This window comes from Paraburkholderia pallida, assembly GCF_004524855.1.
GTDB lineage: Bacteria > Pseudomonadota > Gammaproteobacteria > Burkholderiales > Burkholderiaceae > Paraburkholderia > Paraburkholderia oxyphila.
The window spans coordinates 1,608,711-1,624,074 of record NZ_CP038150.1; the positions used below are offsets into that span (position 1 = coordinate 1,608,711).

13 protein-coding genes are annotated in these 15,364 nt (G+C 63.8%); 9 read left to right on the top strand and 4 right to left on the bottom strand.

Annotation, left to right across the window (positions count from 1 at the left end; translation table 11 throughout):
* Positions 1-74: 74 nt before the first annotated feature.
* Entirely contained in the window at positions 75-941 is an 867-nt protein-coding gene (locus E1956_RS33630; RefSeq protein WP_134757322.1) for a TetR/AcrR family transcriptional regulator, read from the top strand.
* A gap of 252 nt (positions 942-1,193) precedes the next feature.
* On the opposite strand, the gene E1956_RS33635 is transcribed toward E1956_RS33630, so the two are convergent.
* Positions 1,194-1,397 (bottom strand): hypothetical protein, encoded by a 204-nt coding sequence (locus tag E1956_RS33635; RefSeq protein ID WP_134757324.1) that lies wholly within the window; start codon positions 1,395-1,397, stop codon positions 1,194-1,196.
* 128 nt (positions 1,398-1,525) lie between these two features.
* Here E1956_RS33635 and E1956_RS33640 point away from each other — a divergent pair, with 128 nt between their 5' ends.
* From E1956_RS33640 to E1956_RS33650, 3 genes are all read left to right on the top strand, one after another.
* Positions 1,526-4,003 (top strand): ATP-binding cassette domain-containing protein, encoded by a 2,478-nt coding sequence (locus tag E1956_RS33640; RefSeq protein WP_134757326.1) that lies wholly within the window; start codon positions 1,526-1,528, stop codon positions 4,001-4,003.
* Between the two features lie 29 nt (positions 4,004-4,032).
* Positions 4,033-5,031: an ABC transporter permease gene (locus E1956_RS33645; protein WP_232071971.1), complete on the top strand. Its 999-nt coding sequence runs from the start codon at positions 4,033-4,035 to the stop codon at positions 5,029-5,031.
* Positions 5,032-5,100: 69 nt separating this feature from the next.
* Entirely contained in the window at positions 5,101-6,231 is a 1,131-nt protein-coding gene (locus E1956_RS33650) for a porin (protein WP_335930013.1), read from the top strand.
* 132 nt (positions 6,232-6,363) lie between these two features.
* Here the strand turns inward: E1956_RS33650 and E1956_RS33655 are convergent, their stop codons facing one another.
* On the bottom strand, positions 6,364-7,329 hold the full coding sequence (locus E1956_RS33655; RefSeq protein ID WP_134757330.1) for an alpha/beta hydrolase: 966 nt from the start codon (positions 7,327-7,329) through the stop codon (positions 6,364-6,366).
* Between the two features lie 285 nt (positions 7,330-7,614).
* Between E1956_RS33655 and E1956_RS33660 the strand changes: the two genes are divergently transcribed.
* From E1956_RS33660 to E1956_RS33670, 3 genes are all read left to right on the top strand, one after another.
* A complete protein-coding gene (locus E1956_RS33660) occupies positions 7,615-8,448 on the top strand; it encodes an ABC transporter substrate-binding protein (protein WP_134757332.1) in 834 nt (277 codons plus the stop codon).
* A 62-nt stretch (positions 8,449-8,510) separates the two neighbouring features.
* Positions 8,511-9,242: an amino acid ABC transporter permease gene (locus E1956_RS33665; protein WP_134757334.1), complete on the top strand. Its 732-nt coding sequence runs from the start codon at positions 8,511-8,513 to the stop codon at positions 9,240-9,242.
* Complete coding sequence (locus E1956_RS33670; RefSeq protein ID WP_134757336.1) at positions 9,239-10,018, top strand: amino acid ABC transporter permease; 780 nt, start codon at positions 9,239-9,241, stop codon at positions 10,016-10,018. The genes E1956_RS33665 and E1956_RS33670 overlap by 4 nt, the downstream gene beginning before the upstream one ends.
* 41 nt (positions 10,019-10,059) lie before the next feature.
* Here E1956_RS33670 and E1956_RS33675 read toward each other — a convergent pair whose 3' ends face one another.
* Both E1956_RS33675 and E1956_RS33680 read right to left on the bottom strand, forming a co-directional pair.
* On the bottom strand, positions 10,060-11,550 hold the full coding sequence (locus E1956_RS33675) for an aldehyde dehydrogenase (RefSeq protein WP_134757338.1): 1,491 nt from the start codon (positions 11,548-11,550) through the stop codon (positions 10,060-10,062).
* 76 nt (positions 11,551-11,626) lie between these two features.
* Positions 11,627-12,220: a thioesterase family protein gene (locus E1956_RS33680; RefSeq protein WP_134757340.1), complete on the bottom strand. Its 594-nt coding sequence runs from the start codon at positions 12,218-12,220 to the stop codon at positions 11,627-11,629.
* A gap of 209 nt (positions 12,221-12,429) precedes the next feature.
* Here E1956_RS33680 and E1956_RS33685 point away from each other — a divergent pair, with 209 nt between their 5' ends.
* The gene (locus E1956_RS33685) at positions 12,430-13,560 is read left to right on the top strand and encodes a porin (RefSeq protein ID WP_134757342.1); all 1,131 of its coding nucleotides are present in this window, start codon (positions 12,430-12,432) and stop codon (positions 13,558-13,560) included.
* 38 nt (positions 13,561-13,598) lie between these two features.
* The gene (locus E1956_RS33690; RefSeq protein WP_232071973.1) at positions 13,599-14,999 is read left to right on the top strand and encodes an FAD-binding oxidoreductase; all 1,401 of its coding nucleotides are present in this window, start codon (positions 13,599-13,601) and stop codon (positions 14,997-14,999) included.
* The last annotated feature ends 365 nt before the right edge of the window (positions 15,000-15,364 follow it).

Genomic DNA, 15,364 nt, shown 5'->3' on the forward strand with positions numbered 1-15,364 from the left:
CCGGCCGGTTCGTCGTCGCCTTTTTTATAACGTACACTTGTACGGTTTAACGAATTAGTGGTGAAAACCCTGGAGTGAAAGTGCGCCTGGATGACCGTGATAAAATGAACGTCCGTACGGTTTATGTTTCGAGCAGGCAGACTGGCCCGCCGGGAACGTGCAAGGAAGCGTGTATGAAAGAGACGTCTGAATCGGCTCCGAAGAAGGAGCGCGCGGTCCGCTCAACGCGGGAAGAGGCGGCGGGCGCCGCGTCTGTGTCCGCGCCGTCCGAGGCTGGAAAAACCTCCGGCGAGCCGCGGCCGGCTGGCAGATTGCGCCGGGAGCAGCAGCGCTCGATCGATACCCGGCGCGCGATCATCGAGGCGGCGCTGGCCGAGTTCGCAGAGAAGGGCTTCGAGGCCGCGAGCATCCGGGAGATTGCGGCGCGGGTGAATCTGCCTCACACCACGGTCACGCATCACTACCGGAGCAAGGATTTGCTGTGGCAGGCGGTGGCCGAGGATCTCTTTTCGACCATCCGTAGCCTGTGGGAGCGCAACACCGACCGCTCGCAAGCGTCAGGCGTGTTCGACCGCTTGATGAGCGAGTACGTGAGCTTCCTGCAATTCACGATCGAGCATCCGCTGTTCCATCAATTTCTCGCCCGCGAGAAATGGCCCGGCAATCCGCGTCTGCCGTGGCTGGCGGAGCACATTCTGACGCCGCTGCTGGCGCACTTGCTGCCGGAGATTCGCGATGCGCAGGAGGCCGGATGCCTGCCGCCGGGCAATCCGATCCTGATCCACTACCTGTTCCTGGCCCTGATGTCGGCGCCGGCGATGTTCGGAGCGGAGATGGAATATACGGCTGGCATGAAGAGCAGCAATCCGCTGATGGTTTCGGAATACGTAGCACTCGTGAAGTCGATTTTCGCCGGAAAATACGCGCCCGACGCGCAATGACCGGCCGCCTCCCGCCGGGTCCGTTGCGCTAACCTCGCCGTTCTCAGCCGCAGCCACAGCCGCTGCCGCTACTGTCTTGAGACGACATCCATGTGACATCCGTCGCGCGCGGCACGGGCCCTAGGGAGATTCCCCAGGGCTCTTGACTTTGGTCATTCCAAAACACATCATTCGATATAAATCAATCGTGCATAGCATCATCGTATTTGAATGATGTATCGGCAAGTCACCCCTCGACCTGCATTCGTCTGTTTATTTTCGCTCTATCGCATTGCGCTGTTCAAGCTGTCGATCCGCATCCATCGCGGGAATTAAGGCTTTATTTAATCGATCCGGGCGCGGACAGAGCAGGCGGGAAATCAGGCGGTACATTCGTTTGACAATGTTTCGTACACCATAGCAATGCATGGAATCGGCGCATTGCTCATATTTCACCACGACATCGATGATCAACATGTACGACTCGCTCAAGTCCTTCGATCCGAAGTGCGATCCGTTCGCGCCGCCCGATGCCGATCTCACCTCCGCACTTCCTGCCGCCAGGTTCAAGGAAGTCTTTGCCCAGTAATCGTTCGAGACGAATCATGAATGACCAGAAAACGCTGCTGCAGATCGATGGTGTCACCAAGATCTTCCCCGGAGTCCGGGCGCTCGACAACGTGACGTTCTCGGTGATCGAGGGCGAGGTGCACGGGCTCGTCGGCGAGAACGGGGCGGGCAAGTCTACGCTCATGGCCGTCGCGTCCGGCGCCCTCGTGCCGGAGACAGGGCGCGTCGTGATCGACGGCAAGGAGACGCGCGGCGACACCGAAGAGGCACGCCGCCTGGGGCTGGCGATCGTGCGCCAGGAACCGGCGCTCATGCCGGACCTGACCGTGGCGGAGAACCTCTATCTCGGCGTGCCCGTCGAGCAGCGTCCTTCGTTGATCGAAGTGGCTGCTTGGGCGCGAGGGCTCTTGAAGCAATGGAGCGGCGATGTGGCGATCGACGCGAACGAACGCGTGGTGAGCCTCGGCCCCGAGCAGCGGTTCATCGTCGAGATCGTCAAGGCGCTGGCCGCGAAGCCCAAGGTGCTGGTCCTCGACGAGCCGACCGAGCATCTGTTGACGGACGACGTCGACCGTCTGTTCGAGCGCATCCGCAAGATCACGGCTTCGGGGTGCGCGGTCGTCTACATCTCGCACCGGATTCGCGAGGTGCAGAGAATCGCGCATCGCCTCACGGTGCTGCGTGACGGCCAGGGGCAGGGCACCTATGAGGCCGCGGGCCTCAGCGAGCAGGAAATCGTCGAGCTGATCGTGGGCGGCGCGCTCGACCGCGACTTCCCGGCCAAAGGCAACACGGGCGACGCGGGCGTCATGCTCGACGTGGCGAAGCTGCGTGGAGCCGGCTTTACCGACATCTCGGTTCGGGTCAAGCAAGGCGAGATCGTGGGACTCGCGGGAATCGACGGCAACGGTCAGCGCGAGTTCATGCGGGCGCTCGCGGGACAGACGCGCAGCCGCGGCAGCGTCACGGTGGCCGGCGTGGCCGCGAAGCTCCACAACTCGCAGGCGGCGGCCGACGCGGGCATCCGCTATTTGCCGGGCGACCGCCATCGCGAAGGCATCTTCGGTGAGTTGTCGGTGCGCGAGAATTTTTCGATCCGCAGTTTGCCATTCGACGCCATCAAGGGGTGGGTGAATCCGCGCAGCGAAGCGAGGCGCGCGCGAGACGCCGTGACGCGATTCGCTGTGAAGACGCCTTCCATCGACACGCCCATTCGCAGCCTCTCGGGCGGCAATCAGCAGAAGCTCGTGCTGGCGAGCGTGCTCGCCAGCCATCCCAAGGTGCTGCTCGTCGACGAGCCGACCCAGGGCGTGGACATAGGCGCACGGATGGAAATCTACAAGGTGCTGCGCGAGGCCGCGGCGGCCGGCACCGCCGTGATCGTGGTGTCCTCGGATGCGCACGAGGTGGCGGGACTCTGCGACCGCGTGCTCATCTTCTCGCGCGGTCACGTGGTGAAGGAGCTGGGCGAGAACGCCGTTAGCGAGAACAACATCACCCAGGCCGTCCTGACCGCAACGACGGAGCGGGAGAAGGGCGCCTCCACGATCTCCGGGCTCTGGAAGTGGGCGGCCGGCGATTGGGCGCCGCTCGTGATGCTGGCCGTTGCAGTCTGCGCGCTCGGCCTCTATGCGGCGCACGTCAATCCGGCCTACCTCTCCGCGCGAAACCTGAGCGGCATGCTGGCACTCGTGGCGACGCTCGCCATCGTCGCGTACGGGCAGCAGACGCTCATGCTGGTCGGCGGCATCGATCTCTCGGTCGGGCCGCTCATGGGGCTGATCGTCGTGATCCAGTCGTTTTTCCTCAACGATGGCGCCTCATTGGCTCATCAGTTCTCGGGATGGGGGATCGTGTTGCTCGTCGTCCTCGCGGTCGGGTTCGTGAACTGGATGCTGGTCGGCCCGTTCCGCCTGCATCCGATGGTGGCGACGCTCGCGACGTATATGGCGCTTCAGGCCGTGTCGTTGCTGCTGCGTCCGGTGCCGGGCGGCCTGATCGCCGATCCCATCGTGGAGGCCATCGGCAGCCAGCTCGGCTTCGTGCCCGTTGTCGCGATCGTCGCAATTGTGATGGCCGTCGTGCTGGAGATCGCCCTGTACAAGTCGAGGGCCGGTCTCACGCTGCGCGGCGTGGGCTCCCGCGTGGAAGCGGCGCGCATGTCCGGCGCCCGCCCGCAGTTGACACAGCTCGCGGCGTACATGGGGTGCTCGTTCCTTGCCGGTCTCGCTGCCGTGCCGATGATGGCCCAGGTGGGCTCCGGCGACCCCAGCGCCGGCATCAACTACACGCTCGGCAGCGTCGCGGCGGTCGTGATCGGCGGAGCAAGCCTCTTTGGCGGACGCGGTTCCTTCGTGGGTTCGCTGCTGGGCGCGCTGCTGATCATTCAGGTAAACGTAGTGACCTCGTTCCTCGATATCGGGGACTCGTGGCAGTCGTACCTCCTCGGCGGGATGATCCTCGCATCGGTCGCGCTCTATTCGAAGAGCAGAGAAATGGTGGTGGCGAAATGAGACATTCAATGCACAATCAGGCGGAAGTCATGTCGGAATTCCTTGAGCCTTCTAAGTCGAAATCGAAAGCAAAGCCCGTACGGCTGCCCGCCGTCGATGAATTCTCGTGGATCTGGATCGGGCTGGTCCTGCTCTTCGTCTGCAGCTCGATCGTCGCGCCGGGCACGATGACGCGAGGCTCGATACTCGCCATGCTGCCGTTCGCCGGTATTCTCGCGATCGTCGCGACGGGCCAGACGCTGGTGATCCAGCAACGCGGGCTCGATATGTCGGCCATCGGCATGGTCTCGCTTGCCGGCATCGTCATGGCCAGAACGGGATTCGCGTTCAATTCCGTTGTCCTTGCCGTCGTCTTCACGGTCTGTATTGGTGGGATCGTCGGCATCATCAACGGTGCGCTGATCTCGCGAGTCGCGATCACGCCGCTGGTGGCGACGCTCGCCGTCAACGCGCTGCTGATCGGCTGCGCACGCTCGTTGACCGGCAACGTTCCGGTGGACGTTCCAACCGTCGTGCAAACCATCTCGCACGCCCAGTTCCTGGGCCTCCCCGCGAATGTCTGGTTCGCCTTCGCGTTCGTGACGAGCGCGTGGATCATCACCCGCAAGACCACCGTGGGGCGCCGGTTCGTTGCCGTGGGCGTGAACCCGCGCGCGGCCGAAGCCGCTGGCGTCAACGTGCTGAAGTACCGGATTGGCGCGTACTTCGTCTCGGCCGTTTGCTTTACCGCGGCAGGCATGCTGCTCGCCGGGTTCATCGGCAGCGCGTCGCAAACGTCGGGCAACGACTATCTGCTGCCGGCAATCGCGGCCGTCGTGGTCGGTGGCACGCCGTTCACGGGCGGCAGGGGCAGTGTCGTCGCAAGCGCGGCGGCCGCACTGTTCATGGCGCAACTCGGCCAGCTCGTGCTGGCGCTGGGCGCGGGCCCCGCGGTTCAGCTCCTCGTTCAGGCCAGTGCGATTCTGCTGGCGACGGTAGTGCGTCATCTTCCAGAGTTTCTGCGCACGCTGCGCAAGTCGAGGGGGTAGCGGCTGACGCGAATTCATTAGCGCTTGGAAATGTCGGTTTGTAATTAGTAGTGCGATGTTCAGTACGGTATGGCCCGCAAAGAGGCCTCCGCAGGGTTCATGGAGATTAATTTCGTTGAGGATGACAAAATGAAAAAACTGGCATTGTTTGTGGCTTTGGCCACCATCGGGATCTGCAATGCGAACGCGCAGAGCTCAGTGACCTTGTACGGGCGAATTGCCGCTGGCTTCGACTACGTGACCAACGTGGCGACCCCGGACGGCCAATCGAAGAATAACTTCCGGTTCGGCAGCAATCAGTACGGGTATAGCTGGTTCGGCCTGAAAGGCGACGAAGATCTTGGCGGCGGCCTGCATGCCGTCTTCAAGCTCGAGAGCCTCTTCACATCCGGTACGGGGGAGACTCCGCCGGACCTGATCTTTACCCGCGATGCGTATGTGGGGCTGTCCTACGACAAGCTCGGCAGCCTCTGGTTAGGCCGCGCCATGAGCCTGACCGACGAAACCGGCTGGTACATTGACCCGCTGGGCGAGCAGGTGGGCACCGGCATCGCCAACTTCGCGTACGGACGCGCGTGGGGCCCACGGCCGAACGTGGTCACCTACAATTCGCCGAAGTGGGCGGGCTTCTCGTTCCGCGTGCAAAATGGCCTGGGTGGCGAGGCGGGCAACTTCCGCGGCGGCCGCCAGTTCAGCGTGAGCGCGCAATACACGCTCGCGGGCTTCGCGGCGTACGGGGTCTACGAGGAAATCCGCGATGCCAACGGGAAATTCTCCGACCTCTACTCGGCTTCGCGGGAGTACATGATCGGCGGCACCTATACGCTCGGGCCCGTCAAGTTCTTTACCGGCTATCAGCAGCTGGTGTCGTCCGGGCAGGATACGGTGGCGACCACGTTCAATCCGTTTGCGGCAACGCGCAGCCAGCAGGAGTGGTTGGGCGCGTCCTGGCAGGCCACGCCCGCGCTGGCGTTCCAGGCCGGCTGGTATCACGGCAACGTCAATCACGGCGGCGGCACCGGCAATCTCGGTGCGCTCGGGACCACCTACAACCTCTCGGCACGCACCTTCCTCTACCTGACCGTCGGAGCCATGTTCAACGGCAAGCAGTCTTCGTTCCCGGTTGAAACAACGGACTCCTTACCGCTGCCGGGGCACAACCAGCAAGGCGGATACGTTGGCGTCATGCACTTCTTCTGAGCGCAAGCGAAGACTTCGCGGCGCGGCCGGCGGTCGAGCGGCGCGCCGTTCTTGAGGTCAGGAGGTTACGATTGGGGGCGCCGTTACGGCCTGTCATCTAGCGGCGTCCCCAGTCGATCGATTCCAGCGGTTTTACGACTCGCTAGCCGACTGCAGTCTCGCGGCAAGAAACGCGCCGATGTCATCGAGCGCCTGTGTAGCGGCCTTCAACTTCCCGACGCTGCCGTGGAATCCGTGCGGCATGCCCAGCCAGACGTCGACTCGCGCATCGACGCCTGCGGCGACGGCGCGCTGAACATACAGGCGCGAATCGTCGAGCAGGACTTCATCGTCTCCCACGTGCACGAGCACGGGCGGCAAGCCGGTCACGCTTGCGTAGAGAGGCGAGGCCAGCGGATTCTTGGGGTCGGCGTCCCGCAAGTAGGCCTGGACGAGTTCCGATGCTTGTGCGCGCGTGAAAAGCGGATCGGCGTCCGCGCGCGTTTCGTACGTGGGGCCCGAGAGCGTCAAATCCGTAACGGGTGACAGCGCAACCGCGCCTGCGAGTCTGGCCTTCGTGGCGACTTCTCCACCGGCGATGCGCGAAACGAGGCCCAGGGCGAGATTGCCGCCCGCCGAGTCGCCCGTCACCGCAATGCGGGCAACGCCGCTCGCGTCGAGCCCAAGGTAGCAGGCGAGCACGTCGCTCACGCCGGCCGGAAACGGATGCTCGGGCGCCAGCCGATAATCCGGAACAAAGGCTTTTGCACCGCTCCTCGCGGCGATCTGGCCGACGAGGTGGCGGAATGCGTGAGCGGATCCAAAGTTGAACCAGCCGCCGTGCAGATGGAGGATCACTTCGTCAGGCCGGCTATTTTCGGGCGTGATCCAAAGCCCGGGAATACCACCGACCGTGCCGGATTCGACCGTCACGCCTTCATGAGGCGTCACGCTTTCCATGATCGCGTCGAACGCGCCGCGCCACTCGACGCCCTGGCGCAGGCCTTTGACTGGACGGGTCATCTCGCGCATGGCCCCGGTGATTTTCCCGTCTTCAGGGTCGAGCGGGTGTGTCACGACAAAGGCGCTCGATTGATCGCCGGTGGATGAATCTTGCATCGTCAGCTCCAGCAGATTAACGAAAATCGCACACCTCATTTGACCATTGGGGCTGCCAGGCAACAATGCGCGAAAACGTGATGCTCCGTTTCGCGTATAGAACGATGAGTTTCCGTCGGGCGATGGTGCAAATAGCGCTGCGCCCGCGTCACCAAATCGCCAGCCTTGCTTTCGATCTGAAAAAAGCTTGGTTCCCTCGCCGGCGTCGCCCCGATAGGCTGTGTGCTCCGCCCGTGCCTATGCTAAGTCGCAGCACACGGGCGCAACCAATGAGGAAACTCGACAATGAAAAACAGACCCTGGGGCACAGTGCGGGCCGCACTGTTGACGGCATTGCTGGTCGTGGTGTCGAACGCCGCGCATGCGGATCGTCTGGACGACATCAAGAAGGCAGGCGTGCTGCGCGTTGCTGCGTTCGACAGTAACCCGCCGTTCGGCTTCGTCGATCAGAAGGACAACCAGATCGTCGGGCTCGATGTCGATTATGCGCGCGCCGTGGCCAAGCGGCTCGGCGTGAAGCTCGAAGTCCAGCCGACCAATCCCGCCAACCGCATCGCATTTCTGAAGTCGGGCAAGGTCGATCTGGTATTCGCAAACTTCACGATCACTGACGAGCGGAAGAAGGAAGTGGATTTCAGCACGCCGTACTTCGCATCGGGCACGCAGTTCATCGCGAAGAAGGGCGTGCTCAAGTCACCGGAGCAGTTGAACAGCTTGCGCATTGGCGCAGACAAGGGCACGACCAACGAGCAGCAGGTGCGCGCGAAATTCCCGAGCGCGACCATCGTCGCCTACGACGACACGCCTTTCGCTTTCGCCGCGCTGCGCACGGGCAACGTGCAGGCCATTACCCAGGACGGTCCGAAGCTCGTTGCATTGCTTGCGCGCGTGCCCGACAAGGCGAACTACGAGATCTCGCCTTTCACGATATCGAACGACTACGAAGGCGTGGGCGTGCCCAAGGGCGAGACGCGTCTGCTCGATGTGGTGAACAGCACGCTGACGCGCCTTGAAGCCGATGGCGAGGCCGCGCAGATCTATGACAAGTGGTTTGGCCCGAAGAGCGCGGCGCCGCTGCCGCGTCTCTTCAAGATTGGCGACGCGGAAAAAAGCAGTTGAGCGTGGCGATCCTCTTCAGCGCCCGCATCCTGGCGGGCGCAATGCTTTCCTGCGGCTGATCCATGCATAACTGGCTTGAACCGAAATATCTCGCGTGGCTCGAACACGGCTTCTTCGTGACGCTGATGCTGTCCGCGTGCGCGGCCTCGTGCGCGACGCCGATGGGCTTTGCTCTCGCGGTTGCGCGCACGGCGCGCAGCGGTGCGATCGCACGCGGGGCGGCGGCCTACGTTTTCGTCTTCCGCAATTCGCCGTTGCTCGTGCAGTTGCTGTTCTGGTACTTCGGCGTGGCAGCCGTTTTGCCGTCCGGCTGGATGGCATGGCTCAACACGCCGCACGCGGCAACGCTCGGCCCGCTAACGCTGCAGTGGCCGAGTTTCGAGCTGTTCGCGGGCTGGGTTGGCCTGACCTGCTACACGACGGCGTTCATCGGCGAGGAGTTTCTAGCCGGCATGCGTGGCGTGAGCCAGGCACAAGAGCAGGCGGCGGCCGCGCTCGGCATGGGCCGCTATGCGACGCTGCGCTATGTGATCCTGCCACAGGCGCTGCGCATTGCGACGCCGCCCCTTGCGGGCCAGTACATGAACCTCGTCAAGAACTCCTCGCTGACGATGGCAATAGGCGTTGCGGAGCTGTCGTATATGTCGCGTCAGGTTGATTCGGAGAGCTTCAGGACATTCCAGGCATTCGGCACGGCCACCGCATTCTATGTGCTGGCCATCGCGGCTATCGAAGTGGCGCTGGTGCTCTGGCAACGCACCGGCACGCGCGCCTTGCAGCGAGGCCGGGCGTGAACGGATTCGAATGGCTTCCGACGCTGCGCTATCTGCTGCTCGGCGCGTTTCCCGCTGGCCCGCTGGGCGGCGTTGCGTTGACGCTCGTGCTTTCGGTTGTCTCTGCGTTGCTCGCCGCGCTGATCGGTCTCGCGGGCGGCATTGCGCTCGCCATGACGCGCGGCTTCGTGCATCTCGCGCTAACGGTCGTGGTCGCGTTCTTTCGCGCAATCCCCGTGCTGATGCTGATTTTCTGGACGTTCTTCCTGATGCCGATCCTGCTGCACATAGACGTCCCCGGCCTCGCGACCGTCGTGTGTGCACTGGCACTGATCGGCGGCGCGTACCTGTCGCATTCCGTGCATGCGGGCATTGCGTCGATCGGCGATGGCCAGCGGCAGGCTGCGCTCTCGCTTGGCTTGACGCGCTGGCAGGCGTTGCGCGCAGTGATCCTGCCGCAAGCCGTGCGCGTGATGATGCCGTCGTTCGTTAACCAGTGGGTCTCGCTCGTCAAGGATACGTCGCTGGCCTATATCGTCGGCGTGCCGGAATTCACGTTCCTCGCCAATCAGCTCAACAACCGGCTGATGGTGTATCCGGCGCAGATCTTCCTGTTCGTCGGGCTGGTTTATCTGCTGTTGTGCGGCGCGCTGCAGTGGATCGCGAATGCGCTGCTCGCGCGGCGCAAGTCCTCACGCGGGCGCGGCAGCGAAGCCCGGGCTGACGGGCCTCGCAAGGGGCGCGACACGCACTCGCCGTGGGCCAGCCCGGTGGCACCGCGCGGCGCGCGAGACTGACGCGCCTTCGGTGAGCGCTAGCGCTCGCGATCGGCCGTGCCCTAGCGCAAGCGCACGATGGTGGACTTGAGCTCCGTATATTTCTCCAGCGCGTGCAATGAGTTGTCGCGCCCGTTACCGGACTCCTTGAAGCCGCCGAACGGGAAGTTCATGTCGTCGGTTTCCTCGTAGCCATTCACCCACACCGTGCCCGCGCGCAGCCGCCGGGCGGTTTCGTGCGCCGTCGTGAGGTTGGAACTCCAGACGGCGGCCGCGAGCCCATAGGGCGTGTCGTTGGCGAGCGCGATGGCCTCGTCGAGGGTCTCGAACGCCGTCACCGCGAGCACCGGGCCGAAGATCTCTTCGCGCACGATCGGGCTTTGCGTGTCCGCGCAATCGAACACCGTCGGCTCGACATACTGGCCGCCGGTTTCGCTGCGCACGCGTCGTCCGCCGCGCAGCAGCCGCGCCGTCGCGCGGCCCTGCTCGACATAGCCCAGCACGCGGTCCACCTGGGCCGCGTCGATTAGGCTGCCCATGCGCGTGGCCGGCGAGAGCGGGTCGCCCGGCGCGTACTCCGCCGCGATGGCCAGCACACGATCGAGGAAGGACGTCTTGATGTCGCGATGCACGAGGAGACGCGAACCGGCCGTGCACATCTGCCCCGTGTTGTAGAACACGGCATGGGCGACGCTACGGGCCGCGCGCTCCAGATCGGGGCAATCGGGCAGCACGATTTGCGGCGACTTGCCACCGAGCTCGAGCCAGACGCGCTTGAGGTTCGAGTCGGCCGCGCTGCGCGCGATCTTGCGCCCGACCGCGGTCGAGCCCGTGAACGCCAGGCAGTCCACGTCATTATGGAGCGCGAGGGCTGCGCCCGTGTCGCCGAAGCCCGGCACCACGTTGAGCACGCCGGCCGGCAGGCCCGCTTGCGCGGCCAGTTCGGCAAGACGCAAGGCCGTGAGCGGCGACTTCTCGGAGGGCTTGAGCACGACGCTGTTGCCGCTCGCGAGCGCCGGGGCGCATTTCCACATGGCGATCAGCGCCGGAAAATTCCACGGCACGACGGCGCCCACCACGCCCACGGGTTCGCGCGTGACGAGGCCCAGAAACTCCTCGCCGACTGGCGCGACTTCGCCGCCCGTCTTGTCGATGGCCTCAGCGAACCAGCTAATGCAGTACGCGGACGAAGGAATGTCCACGCTCGTCGTGTCCGCGATGGGCTTGCCCGTGTCGAGCGTTTCGAGCAGCGCGAGCTCGTCGGCGTGCTCGCGCACGAGCTCGGCCCAGCGCAGCAACACGGCCTTGCGCGCACGCGGCGCCTGGGTGCGCCAGACGCCGCGCTCGAAGGTGCTGCGCGCCGCCTTCACGGCGCGATCGACGTCCGCTGCGCGGCAATAGGCGACCTCGGTCAGCGTGCGGCCGTCGATCGGGCTGGTGCACGGGTACGTCTTCGAGTTGTGCGCGGCGCAATAAGCGCCGTCGATCCATGCGCGGCCTTCGATATCGAGCGTTGCCGCTCGTGCGGACCAATCCTGCACTGCTTCGGTCATGCGTGGTACTCCTCAATGTCTGGAATGAGATGATGCGGCCGTGTCGTCATCCGCGATGCGTGACCGTGCGGGCTGCTCAGGCTGGCGCGGTACGGGCTTCGGCTTGCGCGTCGCGCCGCGCAATGGCAATCACGCGGCCCGAGTCGGCGGGGCGCGCGGCGCGGCTATGGGCGGCGTGGATCGCGGCGAGGCGCTGCTGGATCTCGGCAGGAAAGGGCGCGGCGCGCCCCGCCCGCATGTCGACGTGCATGAGCATCTGCTCGGCGCTCGCCAGCAGCGTGCCGCTTTCGGCATGGAACATCTCGTGAAAGATGTGCAGCCGCTTGTGATCGAAGTCGAGCAGGCGCAGCGTCAGCCGCAGCGGCTCGCCGAGCGCGACTTCACGCCGGTTGCGGATATGCGTCTCGACCGTGTAGACGGAATGACCGCGCTCGCGGTAATCGTCGTCAATGCCGAAGTAGCGGAAGAACGCGTCGGTATTGTCGCCGAACACATAGAGGTAGCACGACTCGCTCATGTGCTGGTTGTAGTCCACCCACGCCGGCTGAACCGTGCAGCGATGCAACTCCAGTGGCGTGGCAACCGGTGCGCTCAGGTCGAAGGGCTGGGACTTTTGGCCTTCGTATGCCGAACGCAATTGATGCGGATTCAAGGGATCGTGTCGATTCATACGCATGGCGCTCCGTTCTCTGGCTGTCCGCTCCGATGGTATGGCTAATTGAACAATTTTTCAACATCGGTCGGCATACGGGAAAATACGGGTAAAACAACCGGCTTGCGCGGCTTTGTCCTGGGTTGAACATTCATTCAGCAAATTTTATACTCGCCCACGATCGCTGATCAACAAAAGAGCAACACTCAGGTTTGGAGACCTCGACGATGAAGAAACAAGTATTGGCAGCGGGCGTGGCCTGCGCAGTGGTGGCTGGACCGGCATTCGCGCAGAGCAGTGTGAGTCTGTACGGCATCATCGATGCCGGCATCACCTATGTGAGCAACACGGGCGGCGCGCACGCCTGGCTGTTCGACGACGGCGTGTCCTACGGCAACCGGCTCGGCTTCATGGGCGAGGAGGACCTGGGCGGCGGCAACAAGGCCGTCTTCAAGCTCGAAAACGGCTTCAGGCTGGGCACCGGCAAGCTCAACCAGGGCGGCGCGCTATTCGGGCGCCAGGCCTACGTGGGGCTCGGCAACGAATGGGGCACGCTCACCTTCGGCAACCAGTACGACTTCGCGTTCGACTTCACGGAAGCGTTCAACGTGAGCGCGTTCGCGAGCGGCTACGGCGTGCACCAGGGCGACTTCGACCGGCAAAGCGGCGACCGCCTGCAGAACGCGGTGAAGTTCGTCAGCAACAGCTACCACGGGCTCGTGGTGGGCGGCATGTACTCGTTCAGCAACACGGCGGGCGACTTCCACGACGGCAGCGCCTGGAGCGTGGGTTCCACGTATTCGATCGGCGACTTCTCGGCGGGCGGCAACTATACGCGCCTGAACAAGCCGCAGGGGCTGGCCGCGGTCGATCCGTACGCGCAGATTGGCGTGAGCACGATGCTGGGCCAGACGGTTGCGACTGTCGACCCGCAAACCGGCGCCGTCACCGACCTGTACGCGGACAAGCCGTTCCAGGTCGATTCGCAATCGATCTTCGGCATTGGCGCATCGTATGTCTTCGGCAAGCTCACCGTGAGCGGCGATTTCACCAACACGACGATGAAGGGCTACGGGCAGTCGTCGACGATGCGTGTCTACGAAGCGGGCGGCATCTATCAGCTGAGTGCGCCGCTTTCGTTCGTGGCAGGCTATCAGTACACCACCTTCGAAGGGCATCACTGGCACGAAGTCGCGCTGGGCACGCATTATCTGCTCTCGAAGCGCACCGACATTTACGCGGCCGTGGACTGGCTGCGTGCGTCGAATGGCGTGGACGCGGTGATCGGCTATAGTTTCGAACCCTCGTCGAGCCGGACGCAAACGGCTGCGCGCGTGGGCATTCGCCACAACTTCTGAACGGACGCGGACCCGGGCGGCGCCAGCGCATGAGGATCATGAATCAGCCTGAAGAAACTTACTCGTGCGCGCAGGCGGTCGAGCGCCTCGTGCACGTGCTCGGCGCGGACTGCGTGAGCCGCGGCGCCGCGATTGGCGAGCGCTATTTCACGAACTACGGCGAGGCGCCGGGCGAGCGACCGGTCGCGCTCGTGCGTCCGCGCAGCGTCGAGGAGGTGAGCCGCACGCTCGCGCTGTGCAATGCACTCGATATGCCGGTGGTCGTGCAGGGCGGCATGACAGGACTTGCGGGCGGCGCTGCGCCGCGCGCGAGCGATGTGGTGCTATCGATCGAGCGGCTTGCCGGCATCGAGGAGATCGACCGCGAAGCGGCAACGGTCACGGTTTGGGCCGGCACGACCTTGCAGGCCGTGCAGGAAGCGGTGGAAGCGGCCGGCTTTACGCTGGGCGTGGACCTGGGTGCGCGCGGCTCGTGCCAGATTGGCGGCAATGTCGCGACGAACGCGGGCGGTAATCGCGTGATCCGCTATGGGACGATGCGGGAGCAGGTGCTTGGGCTCGAAGTGGTGCTTGCGGACGGCACTGTGCTTACCTCGCTGAACAAGATGTTGAAGAACAATGCGGGGTACGATTTGCGGCAGGTGTTTGTCGGCAGTGAGGGGACGCTTGGCGTGGTTACGCGGGTTGTGTTGAGGATGCATCCGCGGATGGCGGCGCCTGTTACGGCGCTGTGTGTGACGGCGGGCTTTGGTCAGGCGCTTGCTTTGCTGCATGTCGCGCGGGCTGCGTTGCCTGAGCTTTCGAGCTTTGAAGTGATGTGGCCGCGCTTTTGTGGGTATGTGACGGCGCATACGGCTGATTTGCGTGTGCCGTTTGCTGGCGATGCTGGGCTCAGGGTGCTGATCGAGTGCGCGGGTCGCGATGAGCAGGAGACGGCGGAGCGCTTTCAGGCGGCGCTGGCTGAGTGGCTCGAGCAGGGGCTCATCGAGGATGCTGCTCTGGCGCAGAGTGAAGCCGATACGAGGGCGTTCTGGACGCTGCGTGAAGGGCTTGCTATTGATGCGCTGCCGGATTTAATTAATTTTGATGTTAGCTTGCCGCATGGGCGTATGGAGGCGTTTGTCGCTCAGTGCGAGAGTGCGATTGATGCGCGATGGCCAGGCGCGCAGGTGCTTTTCTTCGGGCATCTCGGGGATGGGAATCTGCATCTGTGTGTGTCCGTGACCTATGCGAGGGGGGAGAGCGCGCATGATGTTGAGGCGCTCGTGTATCGGTTTGTCGGCGAGGCCGGTGGGTCGATTTCTGCCGAGCATGGTGTTGGGGTTTATAAGCGCGATTGGCTTGGGGTTTCTCGGAGTCCCGAAGAGATTGCCGCTATGCGGCGGGTTAAGGACGCGTTTGATCCGCGTGGGATTCTGAATCCTGGTAAGGTTTTCTGAGTCAATGGATTGAAATCGGATTTCTGCGTTTAAGGCGTTGGCCTTAACTTGTTTTCGCGGCGGGCCGCAGGCGTTGCCCCTGTGCGGGGCGGCACCTACTTTTCTTTGCAGCCGCAAAGAAAAGTAGGCAAAAGAAAGCGGCTCACACCGCTAGTGTGACGCCGTCCCCCACTGCCCTGTAGATCGGAGTGGCTCCGGGGCATCCGTCGCCCCGCACACTCCGCCTTAGTGACAAAGGGCTCATTCTTCCCGCCACGCGCTACGCGCGGGCGGAAGGGTCTGGAAGGAAAACCGGGCGGGCTGGCGAATGCGTTGGGGGTGCCACCCGGTGAATGCAAGGGCGTGTTGGCATAGCGAATGCGTTG

Bases quoted from the DNA above. Each gene is read 5' to 3' on its own strand.
- E1956_RS33675 (WP_134757338.1), bottom strand. From the start codon at position 11,550: ATGACCGAAGCAGTGCAGGATTGGTCCGCACGAGCGGCAACGCTCGAT.
- E1956_RS33655 (WP_134757330.1), bottom strand. From the start codon at position 7,329: ATGCAAGATTCATCCACCGGCGATCAATCGAGCGCCTTTGTCGTGACA.
- E1956_RS33645 (WP_232071971.1), top strand. From the start codon at position 4,033: ATGTCGGAATTCCTTGAGCCTTCTAAGTCGAAATCGAAAGCAAAGCCC.
- E1956_RS33640 (WP_134757326.1), top strand. From the start codon at position 1,526: ATGAATGACCAGAAAACGCTGCTGCAGATCGATGGTGTCACCAAGATC.
- E1956_RS33680 (WP_134757340.1), bottom strand. From the start codon at position 12,220: ATGAATCGACACGATCCCTTGAATCCGCATCAATTGCGTTCGGCATAC.
- E1956_RS33665 (WP_134757334.1), top strand. From the start codon at position 8,511: ATGCATAACTGGCTTGAACCGAAATATCTCGCGTGGCTCGAACACGGC.
- E1956_RS33650 (WP_335930013.1), top strand. From the start codon at position 5,101: ATGGCCCGCAAAGAGGCCTCCGCAGGGTTCATGGAGATTAATTTCGTT.
- E1956_RS33635 (WP_134757324.1), bottom strand. From the start codon at position 1,397: ATGTTGATCATCGATGTCGTGGTGAAATATGAGCAATGCGCCGATTCC.
- E1956_RS33690 (WP_232071973.1), top strand. From the start codon at position 13,599: ATGAATCAGCCTGAAGAAACTTACTCGTGCGCGCAGGCGGTCGAGCGC.
- E1956_RS33685 (WP_134757342.1), top strand. From the start codon at position 12,430: ATGAAGAAACAAGTATTGGCAGCGGGCGTGGCCTGCGCAGTGGTGGCT.
- E1956_RS33660 (WP_134757332.1), top strand. From the start codon at position 7,615: ATGAAAAACAGACCCTGGGGCACAGTGCGGGCCGCACTGTTGACGGCA.